This is a genomic window from Streptomyces sp. NPDC001407 (assembly GCF_042895325.1).
Classification (GTDB): domain Bacteria; phylum Actinomycetota; class Actinomycetes; order Streptomycetales; family Streptomycetaceae; genus Streptomyces.
The window spans coordinates 224,464-245,376 of the sequence record NZ_JBIAWF010000003.1 but is presented as its reverse complement, the minus strand read 5'-3'; the positions used below and the strand labels follow the sequence as shown (position 1 = coordinate 245,376).

Genomic DNA, 20,913 nt, shown 5'->3' with positions numbered 1-20,913 from the left:
GCGTGCGCGACCAGGCGGAGCACGACTATGTGATCGTCGGAGGCGGATCGGCCGGCTGCGTCCTCGCCGCCCGGCTCAGCGCCGACCCCGGCACGAGCGTCCTGCTCCTGGAGGCCGGCCGGGACGACGCCGTCCGCGCGATCTCCGTGCCCGCCGCCTTCTCCACGCTCTTTCGCACCGAGGTCGACTGGAACCACCGCACGGGCGCCCAGCGCGAACTCGACGGCCGGCAGCTGTACTGGCCCGCGGGCAAGGTCCTCGGCGGCGGCTCCTCGATCAACGCCATGGTGTACATACGCGGGAACGCCGCCGACTACGACGGCTGGCGCGAGCGGGGCCTCGAAGGCTGGGGACACCGCGACGTCCTCCCGTACTTCCGCCGCTCGGAGGACAACTCACGCGGTGCCGACGCCCATCACGGCACCGGCGGCCCACTGGCCGTCTCCGACCTCCGCGACCGGCACCCGCTCAGCGAGGCGTTCCACGCGGCGGCACGCACGGCGGGGCTGGCCGCGAACCCCGACTTCAACGGTGCCTGGCAGGACGGCGTCGGCTTCTACCAGGCCACCGTCCGGCGCGGCCGCCGCGCGGGCACGGCGCGCGCCTTCCTCCGGCCCGCCGCGCGGCGCCGCAATCTGACGGTGCGCACCCGGGCGACCGTGCGGCGCGTCCTCGTCGAGCGCGGGCGCGCGGTCGGGGTGAGCGCCGAACTCGGCGGGAATCCACGGGAGTTCCGTGCCCGGCGTGAGGTGATCCTGGCGGCCGGCGCGATCGGCTCGCCCCGGCTGCTCCTGCTCTCCGGCATCGGCCCCGCCGCCGAGCTCACCGCGCTCGGCATCGCCGTGGTGGCCGACAGCCCGCGGGTGGGCCGCGGCCTCCAGGACCACCTGACCATCGGCGCGGGCTGGGAGGTACGCGGCATCCGCACCCTGGAATCCGCCCCGCGCCCGGCGAACGTGCTGCGCTACGCCCTCGCGCGCCGTGGACCACTGGCCTCGCACGTGGTCGAGGCGGGCGCCTTCGTCGCCGCCGGTGGCGCCCCGCCGCACCTGCAACTGCACGCCGCCCCCGTGCTCTTCGACAACCACGGCCTGACCCCGCCGCCGTGCCCCGGCTTCACGATCGGGGTGTCCCTGCTGACCCCCACGAGCCGGGGGAGGATCACGCTCCGCTCCGCCGACCCGGCCGCCGCCCCCGTGATCGACCCGTGCTACGGCACAGGGGAGGGCGACCTCGCCCGTCTCGTCGACGGCCTGGAGCTGGCGCTGGAGATCGGGGCGAGCCGCCCGCTCGCCGGCCACCTCGCCGGGCTGTACGCGCTGGAGGGCACGGACCGCGCGGCGCTGGAGCGCTGGACGCGCGCCCGCGCCGAGACGGTCTACCACCCGGTCGGCACCTGCGCCATGGGCGAGGTGGTCGACGCCGCGCTCCGGGTGCGCGGCGTCGAGGGCCTGCGGGTGTGCGACGCCTCGGTCATGCCGGTGATCCCGCGCGGCAACACCAACGCCCCCACCATCATGATCGCGGAGAAGGCCGCGGACCTGATCCGGGGCTGAACGGTTTTCGGCCGGATCACGGAGCCCGCCCGCGCGGCGGGCGAGGCCGACGGCTGACGGGGTGTTACCCACGGCTCCCGAGCGGCTGGACCGAGTTGATCGTCCCGTGCCGGGTGAACGGCCGGACCTGCCTGCGATTTCCGGCCTGAACAGGGCGTCCTGATACCTGCTTCCTCCGCTGTGCCGGGTGTTGCAGTGTGCGGTGGTGGCCAACTGCCACTCCCGTCACTCAGCGAACTCCCGGAGCGTCCCATGACGACCAAGGCCCGAATAGCAGCGGCGATATGCGGCACCGTGCTGGCAGGTACCACCCTCACCGGCACGGCGCACGCGCAGACCCCCGCCGCGCCGCAGCCGGCGGCCGACGGCACCTGCGCGACCCCGTTCCAGAGCAACTGGACGCTCGGCGCGGCCGACCTGCCGGGCAAGGCACCGCTCGGCCCCCTGCTGAAGAACTGGGTCCGCACGGGCAAGGGCAGCCCGGCCCCCGACGTCTTCCTCAAGGAGTGGCGAACCCCGAAGGGCGACGACTGGAAGTGGCCCGGCAACGACGGCTTCGACGGCAAGAAGGTGGCCGGCCTCCTCAAGGCGGGCACCAAGGTCGACCGCTTCGGTCAGCCCACGGGCACCTTCCTCGCCCCCACGGACGCCTCGTACGCCGCCCGGGCCATCCCGCCGTCGAACCTGCGCACCTACCCGGGCGGAGCGACCTGCAACTACCACGTCTACACGGTCAAGAAGGCGTTCAGTGTGTACCAGGGCGCCATCGCCCCCTGGTTCGGCCAGCCCGGTAAGGGCACGCAGTTCAAGCTCGACGCGGCGGTCGACAAGAACCTCCCGAAGGACGTGAACGTCAAATGGCTCCTGGACAACAAGTACCTGGAGGAGAACCCCACCACGCGCAAGGCCGCGGCGAAGCGCTCGTCGCTCGCCCGTCCCACCGCGGCACGGCCTGACGTGGACCGCCACTCCGTCCGCGCCGAGCTCCGCGAGGCGGGCGTCCCCGACGACTTCTACCGCATCGGTGACGTCCACGACCCCGCGGCACCCGCCTCCGAGTTCTACTCCCTGCGCCGCGCCGCCTCGAGCACCTGGGAGGTCGCGCTGACGGAGCGCGGCCGCGAGCGGGTCGTGGCGACGTACGAGGACGAGTCGAGGGCGGCCGGCCGCTTCTACCGGGAGCTGGTGGAGAGCATCGGCTAGCGGGCCGCGCGGTGGAGCCGCGTGGCGTCACGCACGGGACAGCAGCCCCGCCGACACCAGCTCGTCCAGGACCATGGCCGTGGCGGCGCTGACCCGGTCGCGGTCCTCGGGCCCGAGCCACGCCACCTCGGCGATCTCGGCGGCCGGTGCCGGGACTCCCGACCCCTCGGCCGTGAAGCAGACCATCCGCACGACCGTGCCCGCGGCCTTGCCGTCGGCCGCTGCCTCGACGGTCACCGCGTGCGCGATCGTCGCGGGGTCGAGCGTGACGCCGAGCTCCTCCGTGACCTCCCGGACCAGGGCCTCCTGTGGGCTCTCACCGGCCTCCGGCTTGCCGCCGGGGAGGTAGAAGGCGGGCTTGCCGTGGCTCCGGGCGGTGAGCACCCGGCCGTTCTCCAGCCGGATCCACGCGACCTTCTCGATCAGCTTGCCCACCGGGGCCGGGCCGGCGGTGCGCTGTTCGACGTCCATGCTGCTCCTTGTGCGAGGTGGCGTGCGGGGACCGGTCCACCGGGCCCCGCCACGCCGATGATGCCATCACCGCGTCCCTCCCGGGCCGGGCGGGCCCGAGGGGGCGTGACGGAGGTAGGCGAGCACGGCGCTGACGCGGCGGTGGAGCTGGGGGACCTCGGCGAGGCCGAGCTTGGCGAAGGTGGAGTTGACGTGCTTCTCGATGGTGGACTCCGACAGCGTCAGGGATTCGGCGATCGCCCGGTTCGTCTTGCCCTCGGCCATGTGCCGCAGGACGTCGAGTTCGCGCCGGGTGAGTGCGGCCAGCGGTGCGTCCGAGGCGCGGACGTGGCTGCCCATCAGCACCTCGACGATGCGCGGGTCGACCACCGAGCGCCCGGCGGCCACCTCCCGCAGCGCGCGCAGGAGTTCGTCGACCTCGCCGATGCGCTCCTTGAGCAGATAGGCGAGGCCGTCCGTGCCCCGGCGGAAGAGGTCGAAGGCGTAGTGCTCGTTGGCGTGCTGGGAGAGCATCACGACGCCGATCCCGGGGTGGGCGGCGCGGATCTCGTGCGCCGCGGCGATCCCCTCGGTGTGGTGGCCGGGCGGCATCCGGATGTCCGCGATGACGACTTCGGGCCGCAGCCGGCCGACGGCGGTGAGGAGTTCCTCCGCGGTTCCCACGGCGGCGACGACCTCGGCCTCCCCGGTGTCCTCCAGCAGGCGGCGCGTGCCCTCGCGGACCAGGTAGTGGTCCTCGGCGATGACGACGCGCAGGGTCTCAGGCACGGGCTTCCTCTCTGACGTGCTCCCGCAGCCGGGCGCGGATGGTGGTGCCGTCCGGTCCCGCGGTGATCCCCAGTTCGCCGCCGACCGCCTCGATGCGGTCCCGCATGCCGGTCAGGCCCGACCCGCGGGTTGCGTCGACGGGGAAGCCCGTCCCGTCGTCGCGCACCTCGACCAGCAGCCAGCCGTCCTCGCGCGCGAGGCGGATCGTCACATGGCGGGCATGGGCGTGCTTGAGCACATTCGTGAGGGCCTCGGAGACCAGATAGAACGCGGACTCCTCGACGTCCAGCGCGAACCGTACGGCCTCGACCCCGTCGCCGCTGTGCACGGTGACGGGGAGCGGCATCCGGCGCGCGCAGGAGGTCACGGCCGCCACCAGCCCCTGGTCGGTGAGGACGGGCGGGTGGATGCCGTGGGCGAATTCGCGGAGTTCGTCGATGACCCGGCAGGCGTCGTCCTGTATCGCGACGAGTGCCGCGTCGATGTCGGCGCCCCGGTGCAGGCGGTTGCGGGCGAGTGCCAGCCGGGCGACGAGCGCGACGAGCTCCTGCTGGATCCCGTCGTGCAGCCGCCGCTCGATCCGGCGCCGCTCGCTGTCCTGGGCGTGCACGATGCGGGCGCGGGAGGCGTCGAGCTCGGCGGCCTGCCGCTGGACCTCCGCCACCTTCGCGGACAGCGCGGCGGCCAGCCGCACGTTGTGCACGGCCAGCGCGGCCGGACCGGCGAGGGTCTCCACGACGTCGTGGTCCTCCGGGGTGAACCGGCCCGCCAGCTTGGGCCCGTACTCGATCAGCCCCTGGACCTCGTCGCCGTGCCGGAGGGGGAACGAGCCGTCCGGCGGCCCGCCCGAGGGGTCGCCCGCCTCGGCGAGGGAGACGGGCAGCCCGTCGCCGCCCAGGCGCACGCGCACCCAGCGCAGGCTGAGGCCGTCCCGCAGCCCGGCGGCGAGCCGCGGGGCGAGCCGGTCGAGGTCGTACGCGTGCTCCAGGGTGCTGCCGAACTGCACGAGCAGCTCGAAGCTGGTGAGGCGCTTGCCGAGGACGTGCCGCTCGACCAGGCGGTTCAGCCGGGTCCGCAGCGGCTGGAAGAGGGCCGTCGCGGTGACGGCGATCAGCACGGCCAGCCCGATCGGGAGGTACTGCCCGGCGGTGAGGCCGAGCGTCATCGCCATCCCGAGGTACCAGCTGTTGACAATGAGCCAGAGCGCCCCGTGCACGGCCGTGCGGCTGACGGGGATGTCCACTCCGAGCAGCCGGTGCCGGAACGCGGCGTAGACGACGAGGAGGGAGATCAGGACGTAGGGCAGCGCGCCCAGGAGCGCGCCGATGAAGTAGAGGTAGCCGTGGTCGCCCTGCCAGGTGCGGAACAGCCTGGACGCCGCGCGCGCCAGGAGCACGGCCGCGCCCGGCACGGCGAAGGGCAGCAGCGCGGCGACGTCACGCCGCCCGGCCGCCCTGGCGCGCAGACACCGGACCACGAGCAGTACCGCGCCCACCGCGGGCAGCCACGCCTCCGGGTAGTAGAAGACCAGGCCGTGGGCGACGCGGTCGGACACCGGGCTGAGCGGCAGCACCAGCGGCAGGGCCAGCAGGGCCCAGAAGGCGCGCAGGAGAGGGCGTTCGTAGGCGAAGCGGGGGTTGCCGTCGGGCAGCAGGGCCAGCAGCCGGACGATGAGGAGGCTGACCGCCATGTCGTCCAACTGGCCGGAGACCAGGCAGAGATACCCCACGAGGGAGGGGTGGCCGGTGCGGGGGTGCAGGCGCCAGCCGAACGTCATGGTCAGCAGCGTCTCGGTATAACGAAGGGCGATGGTCGCCGAAAGGCCCACCCCGATCAGCAGCAGGCGCCGTGCGATCGGACTGGCCGGCGCGTGCCACCAGCTGAACAGGCCCGCGAAATAACACGGCAGTACGGATCCGAGAATCCACGGCAGCGTATAGCGGTTCTGCAACTGGGTCGTTCCGATGACGGTCGCCCAGAGCAGGCAGGGAGCCCCGCCCCACGCGGCCACCCGCATCCACCCGTTCCTGGCCGTCACCCTCGCATTATCGGCGGGCCGCGCCGCGGCCGTCCAGGAAGAGGGCCTCCGTTCCGGGTGGCGGAAAACCTCCAGGGAGATGGGGGGCGGCCCGGCTCCCCCGAAAACGCCCGGCGCCGCAGACTCGAGTGGTCTCCTTCCCGCCCGGCGGGCCCGGGAAGGTGATTTCGGTGAGGCGAGTGGGATTTCCGAGAGCGGGTGGTTTCGATGAGTCTTTCCGCCGGTCCCGAGGTGGTCATCTGGGACACCACTTATGCGTGTCCCTTGCGATGCTCGCACTGTTATTCGGAATCCGGGCGGCGTCCGACGCGGCAATTGCGCCTCCCGGACATGCTGCGGGTGACCGACGCCCTGATCTCCCTGGGGCCGCGGGTCGTCGCGCTCTCCGGCGGCGAACCGCTCGTCGTGCCGGGCGTCTTCGAGGTCGCGGAGCGGCTGCGGCGGGCCGGGGTGAAGACCTCAGTCAACACCAGCGGGTGGGTGATGAGCCGGTCGGTCGCCGAACGCCTGGCCGACGCGTTCGACGAGGTCGTCGTCAGCCTCGACGGCGCCACGGCCGCGACGCACGACCGCATCCGCGGCCGGGCGGGCTCCTTCGCCCGGGCCATGGCCGCCCTCGGCAAGCTCGACGACGTGGCACGCCGGCGCCGGACCGAGGGCGCCCGGCGACTGCGTTTCGGAATCGACTGCGTGGTGATCCGCTCCAACATCGGCCAACTGGAGCGGTTCGCCTCGGACATCGCCCCCAGGTTCCCCGAACTCCACACCCTCGCCTTCAACGCCGCCGTGCCCGAAGGACTCGCCAGCCGCCCGGAATTCTGCCGGAACGAACTGCTCGACCACGCCCAGGTCGTCCACCTGACGAGCGAGGAACAACTCCGGCGGCTACGGGAACTCGCCCCGCCGACCGTGACGGTGTTCACCACCGACAATTTCAACCTCGTCATGAATCCGCAACGCGTCGCCCAGCGCGTCGACACCCAGGTGATGCAGGTGGAACCGGACGGCGCGGTACGCGGAATACCCGCCTACGAAGGCACCGTGGGCAATCTCCTCGACGTCCCGGCGAGGGAATTGTGGAAACGCGCGCTCGCCCGGCTGGAAGACCCCTTCGTGGTCGAGACGCTCTCGGCGGTCCACACCGTCGAGGAATGGGCGGAAGCCGTACGGAAGATGGACCGCCACTTCGCCTCGCCCGAGGACCGGGCCCGCCTGGACCGGCGCACCGTACGGCTCGACCCACCGGAATTCCTCACCACCGTGAAGTGACCGACATCCCACCGGAATCCGGCAGAGGGCGCCCGCCATGACGACACTCCACGACCACGACCGCTTCTCCCTGGCCGACCCCGTCCTCTTCGAGCTCCCGGAGAACCTCCCCGACGACGGCGAACGGCTCGCCGCGGTCACCCGGGAACCGCCACCGGGCTGGACCCGCACCGCACACGGCTGGTGGGTCCGCCTGCGGCCGGACGGCACCGGCCTGCCCGGACAGGGCTGGAAGATCCACGTCTCGGTGACCCCGGCCGACCTGCCACGGGCCGCCGAAGCCGTCCGGGACCACGCCCTGCGGCACGGCATGACCGTCGACCTCATCCGCAGCGTGGCCGCCGCGCGCGCCCTCAACGGCGTCCGCGCCGACCGGCTCACCAGCGGCGATCTCCTCATCCTCCACCCGACGGACGACACCGCGCTGGCCCGGTCCCTCGACGAGCTCACCGCCCTGCTCGACGGCACCCCCGGCCCCTACGTCCTCGGCGCCCTGCGGCACCGCTCGGGCCCGCTCCACGTGCGGTACGCCGCCTCGGCCACGCCGGACCGCACCGACCGCACGCTGCGGACCCCCGCCGGCACCCTCGTCCCGGAGGACCGCCGCCCCCTCTTCCGCTGCCCCGACTGGCTGCCGCTGCCCGACGTGCTGCGCCCCGCCCTGGCCGCCCTGCACGCCCCGCCGACGGGTGAACTCCCCTTCCACGTACGGCGCGCGCTGCGGCTCACCAACGGCGGCGGCACCTACCTCGCCACCGACCGGGAGACCGGCGCGCGCGTCGTGCTCCGCGAGGCCCGCCCCCACGCCGCCCTCGACCGGCACGGCGAGGACGCCGTCACCCGGCTCGTCCGGGAACGCGCGGCCCTGGCCCGGCTCGCGGGCCTGGACTGCGTACCCCGCCTCCTCGGCCACCACGTCCTCGGGGAGCACCACTTCCTCGCCGTCGAGCACATCGCGGGCACCAGCCTGGCCGAGGCCGCCGCCCGCGCCCTCCCGCTGACCTCGGAGGAACGCGCCGAGAAGGAAGCCCCCGCGTACGCGACCTGGGCCCTCGCGGTCCTGGACGACCTCGGCCGGGCACTGCGCCGACTCCACACCAGGGGACTGCGCCTGGGGGAACTCGACCCCAAGGACGTGATCGTCCGCCCCGACGGCCGCCTCGTCCTCATCGCCCTCACCACCGCCACCGGCCTCACCGACGACCGCGCGCCCGCCCTGGGCGGCCCCGGCCACACCGCACCCGACGGCCTTCGCGGCGCCGACGCCACCGCGCACCTGCTGAACCTCCTGCGCCTGTGGCTGTTCCTGCCCCTCCCGTACGACGGCCCGGCGGGGCTGCGCACCCTCACCACGGCCGTCGACCGGACCTACCCGCTGCCCCCGGGCTTCGGCACGGCCCTGTTCACCGGCCTGAGCCCGGCGGGCCGGACCGGCCCGCACGACCACCCCGCGGACCTCCTCACAGCGCCGGAACCCCACTGGCCGGCGATCCGCGACTCGCTCGTCGCCGGCATCCACGCCATGGCCACACCCGGCCGTGCCGACCGCCTCTTCCCCGGCACACCCACCGGCCCGGCGGCCATCGGCGGCCCCGCCCTCGCCTACGGCGCGGCCGGAGTCCTCCACTCGCTGCACCGGGTGGGCGCCGAGGTCCCCGAGGAGTACACCGCGTGGCTGATCGCGGCCGCCCGCCGGGACCCGGCGCCGCGCCCCGGCCTCCACGACGGCCTGCACGGCATCGCCCTGACCCTCGATCAACTGGGGCATCGCGAGCACGCCTTGGAGCTTCTGGACCGCGTTCGCGCGGCCGCCGCCGAGGTCACCTGCCCCGGCCTCGCGAACGGCGCCGCGGGCATCGCCCTGAACCAGCTGCGCTTCGCCCGGGTCACGGCAGACGCGTCGCTGCGCGACGAGGCGGTCCGGGCGGCGGAGAAGCTGGCCGACCGCGTCGCGGCCGGACCGCCCGCCGCACGGCCCGGCGAGCCCGCGCCGTACGGCCTGCTGCACGGAGGCGCGGGCATCGCCCTGCTCTTCCTGCGCCTGTACGAGGAGACCCGCGCCCCGCACTGGCTGGACGCCGCCGGCATCGCGCTCGGCCACGACCTCGACCGGTGCGCCGTGGGCGCCGACGGCCACCTCACCCTCTTCGACGGCACCCACCGGCTGCCCTATCTGCACGGCGGCAGCATCGGTCTCGCCTTCGCGCTGCGCCACCTCCTCGCGCACCGTCCCGACCCGGAGCGGGCGGCCACGCTCCGCACGCTCCTGCACACCTGCCGGGCGCTGTATGTACGCAACTCCGGGCTGGTCCGGGGCCGCGCCGGAGGCATCGCGGCGCTCGCGGCACTCGGCGGGCCCGGGGACGCCGCGGCGGTCCGCACCCAGATCCACCGCCTGGCCTGGCACGCCCGCTCCTACCGCGGCCATCTGGCCTTCCCCGGCTTCCGGTCGGCCCGCCTCGCGGCGGACCTGGCCACCGGGTCGGCGGGCGTCCTGCTCGCCCTGAGCTCCGCGTTCGAGGGGACCGGCCCGGTCCTGCCCTACCTCGACCCGCGGACCCTGTCCGGCACGGAAGGAGAGAGGAGGTGAACGACATGGCAGAGATCCTCGAGCTCCAGGAGATGGAGGAGGAGGCCCCGGCCCTGTGGCCCTGCGCGAACAGCTACGAGAGCGCGCGCGGCGTGGTCTGACGGCCGGTCACACGCACGGGGGACTGCCGGCCGCCGGTTCCAGCACCGGCGGCCGGCAGTGCGGGCCCGGCCCGGGCCCCGGCCCCGCCACCGCAGTCGAAGCCGCACACAAGGAGCCCGCATGTCCGACCACTTCGTCGACACGCTCGACCGCCTCGACGACGCCGACAGCCGCTTCACCCACACCGGGGTCCCCGCGCCGCCGGGGCGCCTCCGCACGGAGCGGGGCGGGTGGATCCACCTCCACGACCCCACCGCCCGGCTGCCCCGCCAGGGGTGGAAGATCCACGCGTCGGCCACCCCGGACGCGGCGGACAAGGTGATCGGCACGGTCTGGGACCACTGCGTCCGGCACGGCCTGTGTTTCAAGTTCCTGCGCAGCGCCGCCGTGCACCGGCTGATGAACAGCAAACAGGCCCCCAGGGCGGCCAGCGGCAAGCTCGTCACCGTCTACCCCGCCGACGAGGGCGAGCTGGAGCGGACCCTGACCGCCCTCGCGGAACTGCTGCGCGGCATCGAGGGCCCGTACATCCTGAGCGACCTGCGCTGGGACGAGGGCCCGCTGTACGTGCGCTACGGCGCCTTCGACGTCGCGTACTGCTTCTCCCCGGCGGGCGAGTACGTGCCCGCCATGGAAGGGCCGGACGGCCGGCTCGTCCCCGATGTGCGGGGGACGGGCTTCAAGGTGCCGCCCTGGGTGACGGTCCCGCCGTTCCTCGACGCGCGGATCCGCGCCGCCCGCGCGGGCGGCGCCACGGCGTTCCCGTACCGCGTGGAGAAGGCCCTGCACTTCTCCAACGGCGGCGGGGTCTACCGCGCCGTCGAGCGGGGCACCGGGCGGCGCGTGGTGCTCCGCGAGGCCCGGCCGCACGCCGGGCTCGACGACAGCGGAGCGGACGCCGTCGCCCGGCTGGAACGCGAGCACACCGCGCTCGGCCTGCTCGCCGGACTGCCGTGCGTGCCAAGGCTGTTCACCCGCACCCGGCACTGGGAGCACCACTATCTCGTGGAGGAGTTCGTCGAGGGGGAGACCCTCCAGGAGGCGGTCGGCCGCCGGCACCCCCTCCTGCGGCCGGACCCGGACGAGGACCGTCTCGCCGCGTACACGCGCTGGGCGTGCGACGTGCTCGCCCGCGTCGAGGCGGCGATCGGCGCCCTGCACGGCCGGGGCGTGGTCTTCGGCGACCTCCAGCCGGGAAACGTGATGGTCCGCCCGGACGGCAGCGTCTGCCTCGTCGACTTCGAAACGGCCCGCCCCGCCGCGGAGGGCCGCGCCCCCGCCCTGGCGACCCCGGGTTTCGCGGCCTCCTGGGCCCGCTCGGGCCCGGCCGTCGACGCGTACGCGCTCGGCTGCCTGGCGCTCGCGCTGTTCTGCCCGCTCACGCCGCTGCTGCGCTTCGACGACCGGAAGCACGAAGAGCTCATCGCCTGGACCGAGGCCCGCTTTCCCCTGCCGCCCGGCTTCGGCGACCGGCTGCGCCGGGAACTCGCACCACCCACGTCCGGGGGCGGCACCGTGCCCGACGACTGGCCCCGGGACCGCACGGCCCACGCCGGTGCCGTCCTCGACTCCCTGCGGGACGCGATCCTGCGCAGCGCGACACCGGAGCGGGACGACCGGCTGTTCCCCGGCGACGTGCGGCAGTTCGACGACCAGGGGGCGAGCCTGGCGTTCGGCGCGGCGGGCGTGCTCCACGCCCTGCACGCCACCGGGCGCGCCGACGGGCCCGGCTTCGGCGCACACGTCGAGTGGCTGGTCCGGGCGGCGGGGAAGACCCGCTGGCCACGGCCGGGCCTCTACGACGGGCTCGCCGGGATCGCGTACGTCCTCGACGCGCTGGGCCGGCCCGAGGAGGCGCGCGGGACCCTCGACCGGCTGGCCGCCTTCGACCTGCGGGGCTGCGGGGCGGGCCTGTTCGGCGGGCTGTCCGGGATCGCCCTGGCCGCTCTGCGCCTCGGCCGCCCGGACACCGCGCTGCGGCTGGCCGACCGTCTCGTACGCGCCCTGGACGGCGACGGACTGCCCGGCGGGGACCGGGCCGGGCTGCTGCACGGCTGGTCGGGCCCGGCGCTGCTCTTCACCCACCTCTTCCGCGCCACCGCGGACTCGCGGCACCTCCGGCACGCCCGGACCGCTCTCGGACGCGACCTCGCGCACTGCGGCACCCCGGGCGGCGAGCGGCTGCACGTCAAGGACGGGGCAAGGCGGCTGTCGGCCCTCGACGGCGGCAGCGCGGGCATCGGCATCGCCCTGCACGAATACCTCCGGCACCGCGACGCCCCACTCCTCGCCCTGGCGCGCGACCGGATCCGGACCGGGCTCGACACCGAACTCCTGCTTTCCCCCGGCCTGTTCACCGGCCAGGCGGGGCTGCTGTACGGCCTCGCCCACCTCGGCGGCCCGGACTCCGCAGTGAACGCGCACCTGCGGAGTCTGGGACTCCACGCGGTCCGCCACTCCGGCGGGCGGGCCTTCGCCCTGGACGGTCTGCTCCGGCTCTCGACGGACCTCGTGACCGGCACAGCCGGTGTCCTGCTCGCCCTCCACGCCGCGCTGGGCGACGGCTCCGGCCGCCGGGCGGCGCTGCCGCTGCTGGACACGGGCCCATGAGGGGGAGCGGCGAGGCCGGGCGGGAGGGGAGCCTGCGCCACAACCGCCGGTTCCAACTCCTGTGCGCAGGACAGGGACTGTCCATGCTCGGCACCGGTGCCTCCGGCATCGCACTGCCCTTGCTCGTGCTGCGCCTGACGCACTCGCCCTTGTGGACCGGCGCGGTGGAGGCCGCCTGGACCGGCGCCCTCGCGCTCGCGTGCCTGCCCGCCGGGCCGCTCGTCGACCGCCTCGACCGCCGTACGGTCCTGCTGACCTGCGAAACGGGCCGCGCCCTGACCAGCGCGGCCCTGGCGGCGGTGGTCCTCACCGGCCGCGCCACGCCGGCCCTCCTGCTGGCCGCGGGCGTGCTCCTCGGCTTCCTGACCGCGCCGTTCAACGCCGCCGGGCTCGCGTCGGTCCGGCAAGTCGTGCCGGAACACAAGCTGAGCACGGCGCTCGCCGTCAACCAGGTGCGCGGCCAACTGGCCTATCTGCTCGGACCGTTGATCGGAGGTCTGCTCTTCCAGGCGTCACCGAGCGCGCCGTTCTGGCTGGACGCCGCGTCCTTCGTCGTCTCCGCGGCCTGTGTCCTCGCCCTGGGCCCCGCGCTGTACACCCCGGCGGGGCAACACGACGGGTGGTGGCGGTCGTTCACCACGGGGCTGCGCTTCCTGTGGCGCGAACGGCTCCTGCGGCAGCTGACGCTGCTCGCGTCCGCCCAGAACTTCGTCCTCGACGGGGTCTACCTCGCGGTCGTCGTCAGCTGCGCGCGGCAGGGCGCGCCGGGACTGTCCGTCGGCGCGCTCACGGCCACCTCGGCGGTGGGCGCGACGGCCGGGGTGCTGCTGGCGCCCCGGGTGGGGGAGCGCGTCCCCCCGGCCCGGGTGCTGCTCGTCACCGAGGTGGTCTGCGCCCTGCTCGTCGGCGCGATGGCGCTCGCCGGCGGCGCCGCGCCCCGCGCGCTGCTGCTGGCGGGCTGCGCCCTGGCCGTGTCGGTGTCCGGCTCGGTGCTGACGGTGGCCCGCCTGCTGCGCACCCCGGAACGGCTGCAGGGCAGGGCGAACAGCGTGATCGGGCTGCTGTTCATGGCCACGCCACCGCTCGGCTCGGCGCTGGCCGGCGCGCTGCTGGACAGCTGGCCCGACGCGGCCGTCTTCCTGTTCTTCGGCGCGCTGCTGGGCCTGCTCGCCCTGGCCCTCCCAAGAGGCGGCGCCTTCGCGGCAGGAGCCGGCGATGCGAAGCCGGTCGGGGACGGCGCCGAGGCGGTGTGCGGCTCGGGCAGGTGAGCGAACGAACGCGCGCGGCTCTCCCATGAGGGGGCTCGACGGCTGTGCGAGGGTACGGATTCTGGTCACTCCGATATGCCGTCACCATATGCCGTTGGACGCGTAGCCAGGTCCGTACCGGCGCCCACTGGCGCTGCTGCGTTCCTGAGTGCCGGGCGTGTCGCGGGTGGCTCGCGAAGCCCGGCCCTACGTTCACGGTACCCCCTCCCCGCGGCGTCCGGATCACTACGCTGTTGCCCCGCACCGCAGTTGAGCCGCATCAGGGGGCGCGTGGCGCACGGACCAGGACGTTTGCCTATGCAGCACGGAGCGAGTGCGCCGTGTGCCCCAATACATCTATCGAATGTATGGTTTTCGTTTTTACGCTCGCGTCTAGAGGGCACCCTCTTGCCAGGCCCCGACCGGGGAGGAGACGGGGCCCGGACGCACGGCCCGCCACGGGGGGACGAGGGGGAGGGCAGTGATTCCATCCTGGAAGCGACCCTCCAGGGGGACACGGCGCGGGCACCGCGCCACGAGGGAACGCGTGCAGGGCGTTCCCCTCCTTCTTCGCGCCGACCCGTCGGAGGGTCGGCTTCCGCTCCGCCGAGGGCACCAACCGCACACCCAGACGGGCTTCGCCCGGCCCGAGCACCCCGTACCGCAACGTCGAGTTCGGCTCGGATTGGCCCGAAGGAGGCCGGCCCCAGATGCCACAGGACATCGCCCTGGACATACCGTTCCCCACCAAGACGCATCCGCGCGTGGACGCCGTGGCCGCTCGCAATGAGCGATGGCTGATATCAGCGGGTCTGCTCAGCAGCCAGCAGAACATCGAGCGCTACCGGTCGTGGAACATCGCCCTGCTCGCGGCGGGATTCCTGCCCGACGTCTCCGAACGGGAACTGACCTTCGGCCTCGCCGTGCAGAGCTTCTTCTTCTTTTTCGACGACCTCTTCGACGGCGCCCTGGGCCACAACCCCGCGGCCACGTACGAGATCTGCCACGAGATGGCGGCCCTCGCACGGCAGGGATCCGGCTCCGGCAAGCCCGCCGTCGTGCCGACCTTCCCCCTGGCCCGGGTGTGGTCGAGCCTGTGGGCCCGGGCCCAGCAGGGGATGTCGGCCGCCTGGCGGGCCCGCACCGTCCGGCACTGGGAGGAATACTTCCTGACCTACGTCTCGGAGGCCGTCAACCGCAAGAGCGGCACCGCGCTCGGCATGGACTCGTACATGAAGCTGCGCCGCGACGGGATCGGCAGCCAGGTGGTCCTGGACGTCTCCGAGCGCTGCGGGCACTTCGAGGCGCCGCCGGAGATCCACCAGAGCATGTGCATGCTGGAGGCACGCGACATCACCGCCGAGGTCGTCACCCTCACCAACGACCTCCACTCCCTGGAGAAGGACCAGGCCAACGGCGACCCGAACAACGCGGTCCTGCTGCTGAGCAGGGAGCACTCCTGCTCACAGGACGAGGCCATCGCCAGGCTCCAGGAGATGGTGCGCCGGCGTACCCGCCGCTTCCAGCAGCTGGTCGACGAGGTCGACCGGCTGTGCGACGCCTTCGGTCTCTCCGGCGAGGAGCGCGAGAACACCCACCGCTTCCTCGACGCCAACCGTGCGTGCATGCGGGGGAATTACCACTGGAGCAACATCAGCGGCCGCTACAGCGACATCGGCGTCCTGCACGTCATCCGCTCCCCCCGGATCGAGGACGTCATAGCCCAGACCGTCGACTGAACGGCGCTTTCCCGGGCGGCGGCGGAATGCCGCCGCCCGGCCTTCACACGGCTTCCTGCCCGGCCCCCGGGAAGAAGTCGACGAGCAGCATGTCGCGGACGCCGCGGTCCGTGCCGGGCGCGGGGCGTACGGGCGAGACACCGTGCAGCACCCGGCGGTCGTCGAGCACGATCGTCTCCAGGGGCGCGGTGAGCAGCGCCCGGTGCACGGGCCGCTCCTGGAGGTCGTAGAGACAGGATTCCGCGCCCCGTACGTCCCGGCGGCGGATCAGCACCTGCGCGACATAGGCGTGACCGTCCCGGTGCACGCCCTCGGGTGCGGGGTGGCCCTCGGCCCGGACGGTGGCGGTGACGCGGATCTGGTGGACACCGCAGGTGTCGATGCCGGTCCGGGGGCCGGGCAGGCGCTCGTGGAGGGCGCGGACGACCGTGCGCAGCACCTCACCCGCCGCCACCGCCTCCTCCAGCGGGGCGAAGAGCCTCTCCACCCCGCCGTGCACCCGGTTCACCGAGCGGTCCTGGAAGAACGCGGCGTGCGGCAGCGGCGCCAGCCGGTCGCCGGCTATGCGGAAGGAGCCGTACCGGCGAAAGCGGTAGGGCCGGTCGGTGCCGAGGTGGGCGTCGGCGGGGAGGCCGTCCCAGGAGGCGGCGAAGGTCGCGACGGCGTCCGCGGGAAGCCCGTCCAGCGCGGCGGTCAGCATCTCCGGGCCGAAGTGCGTGAACGGCGGCCGTTCCGGTTCGGCGGACTGTCCGGACGGGGCGGCGGGCCGGCCCGGCACGCGCGAAGTGGCTGACGTCATGGTGTCCTTGCCTTTGGTGCGGTGTGTTCCGTCGGCGAGGCGAGCCGCTGCGCGGTGGCCTCATCCCGACATTAAGCCGACATCGCGGGCCCGTTGGCCGGAACGCGTTCATCGGTGGGACGGAAGGGGACAAACGGGCTGCGGAGGAAGGGACGCGCGGAACCGCCCGGCGCGCACGCTCATCCGGCGGCCGTTTTTCGCGTGGCTCCGCTCACGGCAGTCGCACGACCTGGGCTCCCCAGGTGAGGCCGGCCCCGAATCCGAGGAGAAGCGCCAGATCGCCCGTGCCCACGGCCCCCGATTCACGCAGCCGGGCGACGGCGAGGGGAATGGAGGCGGCCGAGGTATTCCCGGAGTTCACCACGTCGCGGGCCACGGCGACATGTGCGGGAAGTCCCAGTCGCTGCACCACGGTCTCGATCATCCGCAGATTCGCCTGGTGCGGGACGAACGCGCCGAGTCCCTCCGGGCGCACACCCGCGGCGGCCAATGCCCGGCGGGCCACGTCCGGCATCTCCTCGATGGCCCAGCGGAATACCTCGGGCCCGGCCATGCGCATGGTGGGCCACGCGATTTCGGGGTCGTCGCGGTACTGGAGCCAGTCGGCGGAGTGCGCGATGAGTTCACCGCGACTTCCGTCCGAGCCCCAGACGACCGGGCCTATCCCGCCTTCTTCCTGGGCGCCGACCACCATCGCCCCGGCACCGTCGGCGAACAGAATGGCCGTGGCGGGGTCTTCGGCTCCGACGATGTCCGTCATCTTGTCGGAGCCGATCACCGCCACATGGCGGGCCGAGCCGTCCCGCACCAATGAGGCGGCCAGCGCCAGCGCGTAACAGAATCCCGAACAGGCCGCGTTGAGGTCGAATGCCGCGGCCCGGGTGCCCAGCCGGTCGGCGACCTCCGCCGCGCTGCCGGGGGTCTGCCGCAGGCCCGACATGGAGGCCAGGACCACGGCGTCCAGCCCGCCGGGCGCGACCCCCGCGTCGGCGGCCGCCTTCCGCGCCGCCTCCACCGCCATGTCCGCCACGGTCTCGTCCGCGGCGGCGTACCGACGCTCGACGATCCCCGTACGCCGTTCGATCCATTCGGCCGTACGGCCGGTGCGTTCCGCGATCTCCTCATTGCCCACGACGCGGTGCGGCCGATAGGCGCCGATCCCCAGAATTCCTACGTCCTGTGCGGCAGCTCGCTGTATCAGCATGGCAATACCCACCTTCGGTCCGTCCTGGTGCCGGTCCGCGCCCGGCCGTTACCACGGGTCCGCCGCTGTGCTCCCGATACGGAACGCGGCCACTGGAATACCGGCGGAAGAACCGCCCGGGTCCGGATGCGCCGGCCGTTGCCGGGGTCCGTGACCGGAGTTCGGCTTCCGCTCCGGAAAAAGGCGGGAGAACCGGCCCCGCCTGGGGCGACATCGGGGCACGCGGATTCCGCGGGCCGTCGGCGCACCGCGGCGGCGGTCACCGTGCCGCTCATACGGGCCCCCCGAGCCGGATCGAGCTCACTCGCCGGGGAGACTATCTCCGGGCGGGTTGGATTCCGCAACCCAGGAGGGGAAGGGCATCGAGTGTTGAACGTCACGCGGATTCCATGATTCGCCCACCAGTGACGCGGGTCACAAAAATTATTGCTTGCTTGGCGACATCGGCCCCTTCTACGGTCACTCGTGTGATCCAACTCATCGCCAGGACTGGCATGTTGTCGACGATCGAGTTCCGCCATCGCGCGCAGTTCCCCGTGTCCGCACCGGCCGGGGAATCGGTGTGCTCATGACGAACACCGCACCACCGCCGTCACCCCTCGATCTGCTCGGCCGGCCCACGGCCGACCGGATCGGCGCCGGGGCGCACCTGAACGGTTTCGGCGGATTCCATGGCGGGCTCACGGTCGCGCTCATGGCCGCCGCGATGCGGGGCGAAGCCCCCGGGCTTCCGCTGCGGAGTGTCACCGCGCGCTTTCACCGGCCGATCAGCGATGAGTTCCGGCTGGAGACCTCGCTGACCAGAGCCGGACGCAGTCTCACCGCGGTCGGCGCCAAGGCGGTGACGGCAAAGGGAATGCACGTCGAGGCGTCCGCGGTCCTCGGATCCCCCAAAGCCGCGGAATGGGCGGAGTTCGCCCCGGCGATGCCGGAGGCGCCACCCGTCGAGGAATGCGAAATCTTCGCGATCCCGCCGGAGTTCGTGCCCATTTCCGCCTATCTGGAGATCCGCCCGGTCGGCCCCAACCGGCCCTACGCGGGAGGCAAGGAACCCGAACTGACCGCCTGGATACGCCTCGTGGGCGACGAGCGGCCACCGGACGCCCTGCGGTTCATCCTCCTGATGGACGCGCTGGCACCCTCCTACGCCGCCGTACTGTCGACCCTGGCCCTCGTGCCGACCGTCGAACTCACGGTACGCACCGGCGAGAACCTCGACCGTACGTCCTCGCCCTGGATCCTCCTGCGCGCCCGGACCCGCTCGGCCACCGCCGACGGCTGGGTCGACGAGGAGATCGACGCCTGGGGCCCGGACGGCGCCCACCTGGGTTCGGCACAGCAGCTCCGCATCATCCGCACCGACTGAGACACACCGACTGAGAGCTCCACCGTGCACGGCAGCAAGAGCACAGGAATCCAGGGGTCCGGCACCGGCGCGATGACGGCCCCGGTCACGAGACCCACGTAGTCGAAAAAGAGAAGCACGGGGGCGCTGTGGATCACATATCAGGGTGGGCGGGCCCGCCACGGCCCGCGACCTTGCCCGGGATACTCGGGCATCGCGCGAGCCTGCCCCGGCAGCTCGCCTTCCGCTTCCTGCCCGACGGCACGGACGACGCCGCCGTGGAATGGACGTACCACGACCTCGCCGAGCACGCGGCCGCCGTCGCCACCGGCCTGCTGCGGCGCGAACTCACCGGCCACCGCGTCGTCCTGGCCCTCGACCCGGGCCTGCACTACATCGCCGCCCTCTTCGGGATCTTCCAGGCCGGTGCCACCGCCGTGCCGTCCTTCCCGCCGACCGGCAAGCGGGCCCTGGCACGCTTCCTCTCCATCGTCGAGGACTGCGCCCCGGACGTGATCATCGCGGACACCCGGCTGGCGGACCGCGTCGCGCAGTTCGAGGCGGAACTGCCCGCGTCCGCGGCCCGCCCGCACTGGATGTTCGTCGACGACGACTGGTTCCGGCGGGCCGCGGGCGCCCGGCGCCCGGACGGTGACACCCGCGCGACCGTGCGGACCGACGTACCGGCGCTGCTCCAGTACACCTCCGGCTCGACCGGCGACCCCAAGGGGATCGTGCTCACGCACGACAACCTCGTCAGCAACTGCCGCGCCCTCGAGGCGAACATGGGATACGAGCCCGACCGCGTCGGCTGCACCTGGCTGCCGCCCTACCACGACATGGGCCTGATGGGCACGATCATGCTCGCGGTGCACGGCGGCTGGCCCCTGGTGCTGATGCCCCCGGCGTATTTCGTGCAGCGCCCCTACCGCTGGCTCAAGGCCGTCACCGACCACAAGGTGACCATTTCGGTCGGCCCGAACTTCGCGTTCGACATCTGCACGTCGAGCATCACCGACGAGGAACTCGCGACCCTCGATCTCAGCAGCCTGCGCCAGGTCTTCTGCGGCTCCGAGCCCGTCTCGCGGGCCACGCTGGACGCCTTCCGGGACCGCTTCGGACCGCGCGGCTACGACGAGACGTCACTCATCCCGTGCTACGGGCTCGCCGAGGCCACCCTCTATGTGTCGGGCAAGCGCACCGGCAGCGCCGTGAAGACCGTATGGCTGGACAAGGCGGCCCTGGAGAACGGCCGCGTCCGCCACCTCACCGCGGAGGACGCGGAGGACGCCGAAGCGGCGGACGCCGGCCGGGCCGCCCGGATCGTCAGCTGCGGCGAGGTCGCCGAGGGCCATGAAGTGATCGTCGTCGATCCCGGCGAGCGGCGCCAGGCGGAGCCCGGCCGCGTCGGCGAGATCTGGGTGCGCGGCCCGAACGTCGCCACGGGCTACCTGGGCAAGCCGGAGCTCACCGCCGCGACCTTCACCGCGCGCCTCGCGGATCCGGGAGACGAACTCACCTATCTGCGCACCGGCGACCTCGGCTTCCTGCACGAAGGGGAGCTCTGCGTCACCGGACGCCTGAAGGACCTCGTCGTCATCGCGGGCCGCAATCTCTATCCCCAGGACATCGAGCATTCCGTGCGGAGCGCCCACGAGAAGCTGCGCGGCGCGGCCGTGTTCTCCGTGCCGGGGGAGAGCGGCGAGGAACTCGTCGTCGTCACCGAATTCCGGGGTACGGCCCGGCAATTGGCCGAGGAAATCGACGCGGTTCGGGACGCGGTGACCGCCGCGGTGACGGCGGGGCACGGCGTGGCACCGGCCGATGTGCACTTCGCTCCCGTCGGCGCGATTTCGATGACGACCAGCGGAAAGGTCCGCCGGGACGCCACCCGCAAGGCATATGTCCAAGGAACGCTGAAGAAGCTGACCCCGGCCGCGGACGCCCTGCCGCTGTCCGTGCGGTGACGGGA

Annotated in this window: 14 protein-coding genes; 9 read left to right on the top strand and 5 right to left on the bottom strand. The window is 73.3% G+C overall.

Annotated elements, in window-relative coordinates:
- Positions 1-2 precede the first annotated feature (2 nt).
- On the top strand, positions 3-1,556 hold the full coding sequence (locus tag ACFY1P_RS06625; protein WP_390749916.1) for a GMC family oxidoreductase: 1,554 nt from the start codon (positions 3-5) through the stop codon (positions 1,554-1,556).
- 252 nt (positions 1,557-1,808) lie between these two features.
- Complete coding sequence (locus tag ACFY1P_RS06620) at positions 1,809-2,759, top strand: TNT domain-containing protein (protein ID WP_390749915.1); 951 nt, start codon at positions 1,809-1,811, stop codon at positions 2,757-2,759.
- A gap of 27 nt (positions 2,760-2,786) precedes the next feature.
- Here ACFY1P_RS06620 and ACFY1P_RS06615 read toward each other — a convergent pair whose 3' ends face one another.
- From ACFY1P_RS06615 to ACFY1P_RS06605, 3 genes are all read right to left on the bottom strand, one after another.
- Complete coding sequence (locus ACFY1P_RS06615) at positions 2,787-3,230, bottom strand: NUDIX domain-containing protein (protein ID WP_390749914.1); 444 nt, start codon at positions 3,228-3,230, stop codon at positions 2,787-2,789.
- Between the two features lie 66 nt (positions 3,231-3,296).
- Positions 3,297-3,998: a response regulator transcription factor gene (locus tag ACFY1P_RS06610; RefSeq protein WP_361525922.1), complete on the bottom strand. Its 702-nt coding sequence runs from the start codon at positions 3,996-3,998 to the stop codon at positions 3,297-3,299.
- Positions 3,991-6,036, bottom strand: coding sequence for a GAF domain-containing sensor histidine kinase (locus ACFY1P_RS06605; protein WP_390749913.1), 2,046 nt, complete (start codon positions 6,034-6,036; stop codon positions 3,991-3,993). Before ACFY1P_RS06605 ends, ACFY1P_RS06610 begins: the two co-directional genes overlap by 8 nt.
- Positions 6,037-6,243: 207 nt before the next feature.
- Here ACFY1P_RS06605 and ACFY1P_RS06600 point away from each other — a divergent pair, with 207 nt between their 5' ends.
- The 5 genes from ACFY1P_RS06600 (at position 6,244) to ACFY1P_RS06580 (ending at position 15,593) form a co-directional block, all read left to right on the top strand.
- Positions 6,244-7,305, top strand: coding sequence for a radical SAM protein (locus ACFY1P_RS06600; protein WP_361525928.1), 1,062 nt, complete (start codon positions 6,244-6,246; stop codon positions 7,303-7,305).
- A 37-nt stretch (positions 7,306-7,342) separates the two neighbouring features.
- Positions 7,343-9,895 carry a class III lanthionine synthetase LanKC gene (gene lanKC / locus ACFY1P_RS06595; protein ID WP_390749912.1) on the top strand — a complete coding sequence of 851 codons (2,553 nt, stop codon included), beginning with the start codon at positions 7,343-7,345 and terminating at the stop codon, positions 9,893-9,895.
- Positions 9,896-10,117: 222 nt separating this feature from the next.
- Positions 10,118-12,607 (top strand): class III lanthionine synthetase LanKC, encoded by a 2,490-nt coding sequence (lanKC, locus tag ACFY1P_RS06590; protein ID WP_390749911.1) that lies wholly within the window; start codon positions 10,118-10,120, stop codon positions 12,605-12,607.
- The gene (locus tag ACFY1P_RS06585) at positions 12,604-13,875 is read left to right on the top strand and encodes an MFS transporter (protein WP_390749910.1); all 1,272 of its coding nucleotides are present in this window, start codon (positions 12,604-12,606) and stop codon (positions 13,873-13,875) included. Before lanKC (ACFY1P_RS06590) ends, ACFY1P_RS06585 begins: the two co-directional genes overlap by 4 nt.
- 689 nt (positions 13,876-14,564) lie before the next feature.
- Entirely contained in the window at positions 14,565-15,593 is a 1,029-nt protein-coding gene (locus ACFY1P_RS06580) for a terpene synthase family protein (RefSeq protein WP_390749909.1), read from the top strand.
- Positions 15,594-15,636: 43 nt separating this feature from the next.
- Here ACFY1P_RS06580 and ACFY1P_RS06575 read toward each other — a convergent pair whose 3' ends face one another.
- Both ACFY1P_RS06575 and ACFY1P_RS06570 read right to left on the bottom strand, forming a co-directional pair.
- Positions 15,637-16,392, bottom strand: coding sequence for a 2OG-Fe dioxygenase family protein (locus ACFY1P_RS06575; protein ID WP_390749908.1), 756 nt, complete (start codon positions 16,390-16,392; stop codon positions 15,637-15,639).
- A 211-nt stretch (positions 16,393-16,603) separates the two neighbouring features.
- Positions 16,604-17,596, bottom strand: a complete 993-nt coding sequence (locus tag ACFY1P_RS06570) for a beta-ketoacyl-ACP synthase III (RefSeq protein WP_390749907.1) — start codon at positions 17,594-17,596, stop codon at positions 16,604-16,606.
- Between the two features lie 568 nt (positions 17,597-18,164).
- Between ACFY1P_RS06570 and ACFY1P_RS06565 the strand changes: the two genes are divergently transcribed.
- Both ACFY1P_RS06565 and ACFY1P_RS06560 read left to right on the top strand, forming a co-directional pair.
- Positions 18,165-18,962, top strand: coding sequence for a thioesterase family protein (locus ACFY1P_RS06565; RefSeq protein ID WP_361523586.1), 798 nt, complete (start codon positions 18,165-18,167; stop codon positions 18,960-18,962).
- 173 nt (positions 18,963-19,135) lie between these two features.
- On the top strand, positions 19,136-20,908 hold the full coding sequence (locus ACFY1P_RS06560; protein ID WP_390749906.1) for a fatty acyl-AMP ligase: 1,773 nt from the start codon (positions 19,136-19,138) through the stop codon (positions 20,906-20,908).
- Positions 20,909-20,913: the final 5 nt, after the last annotated feature.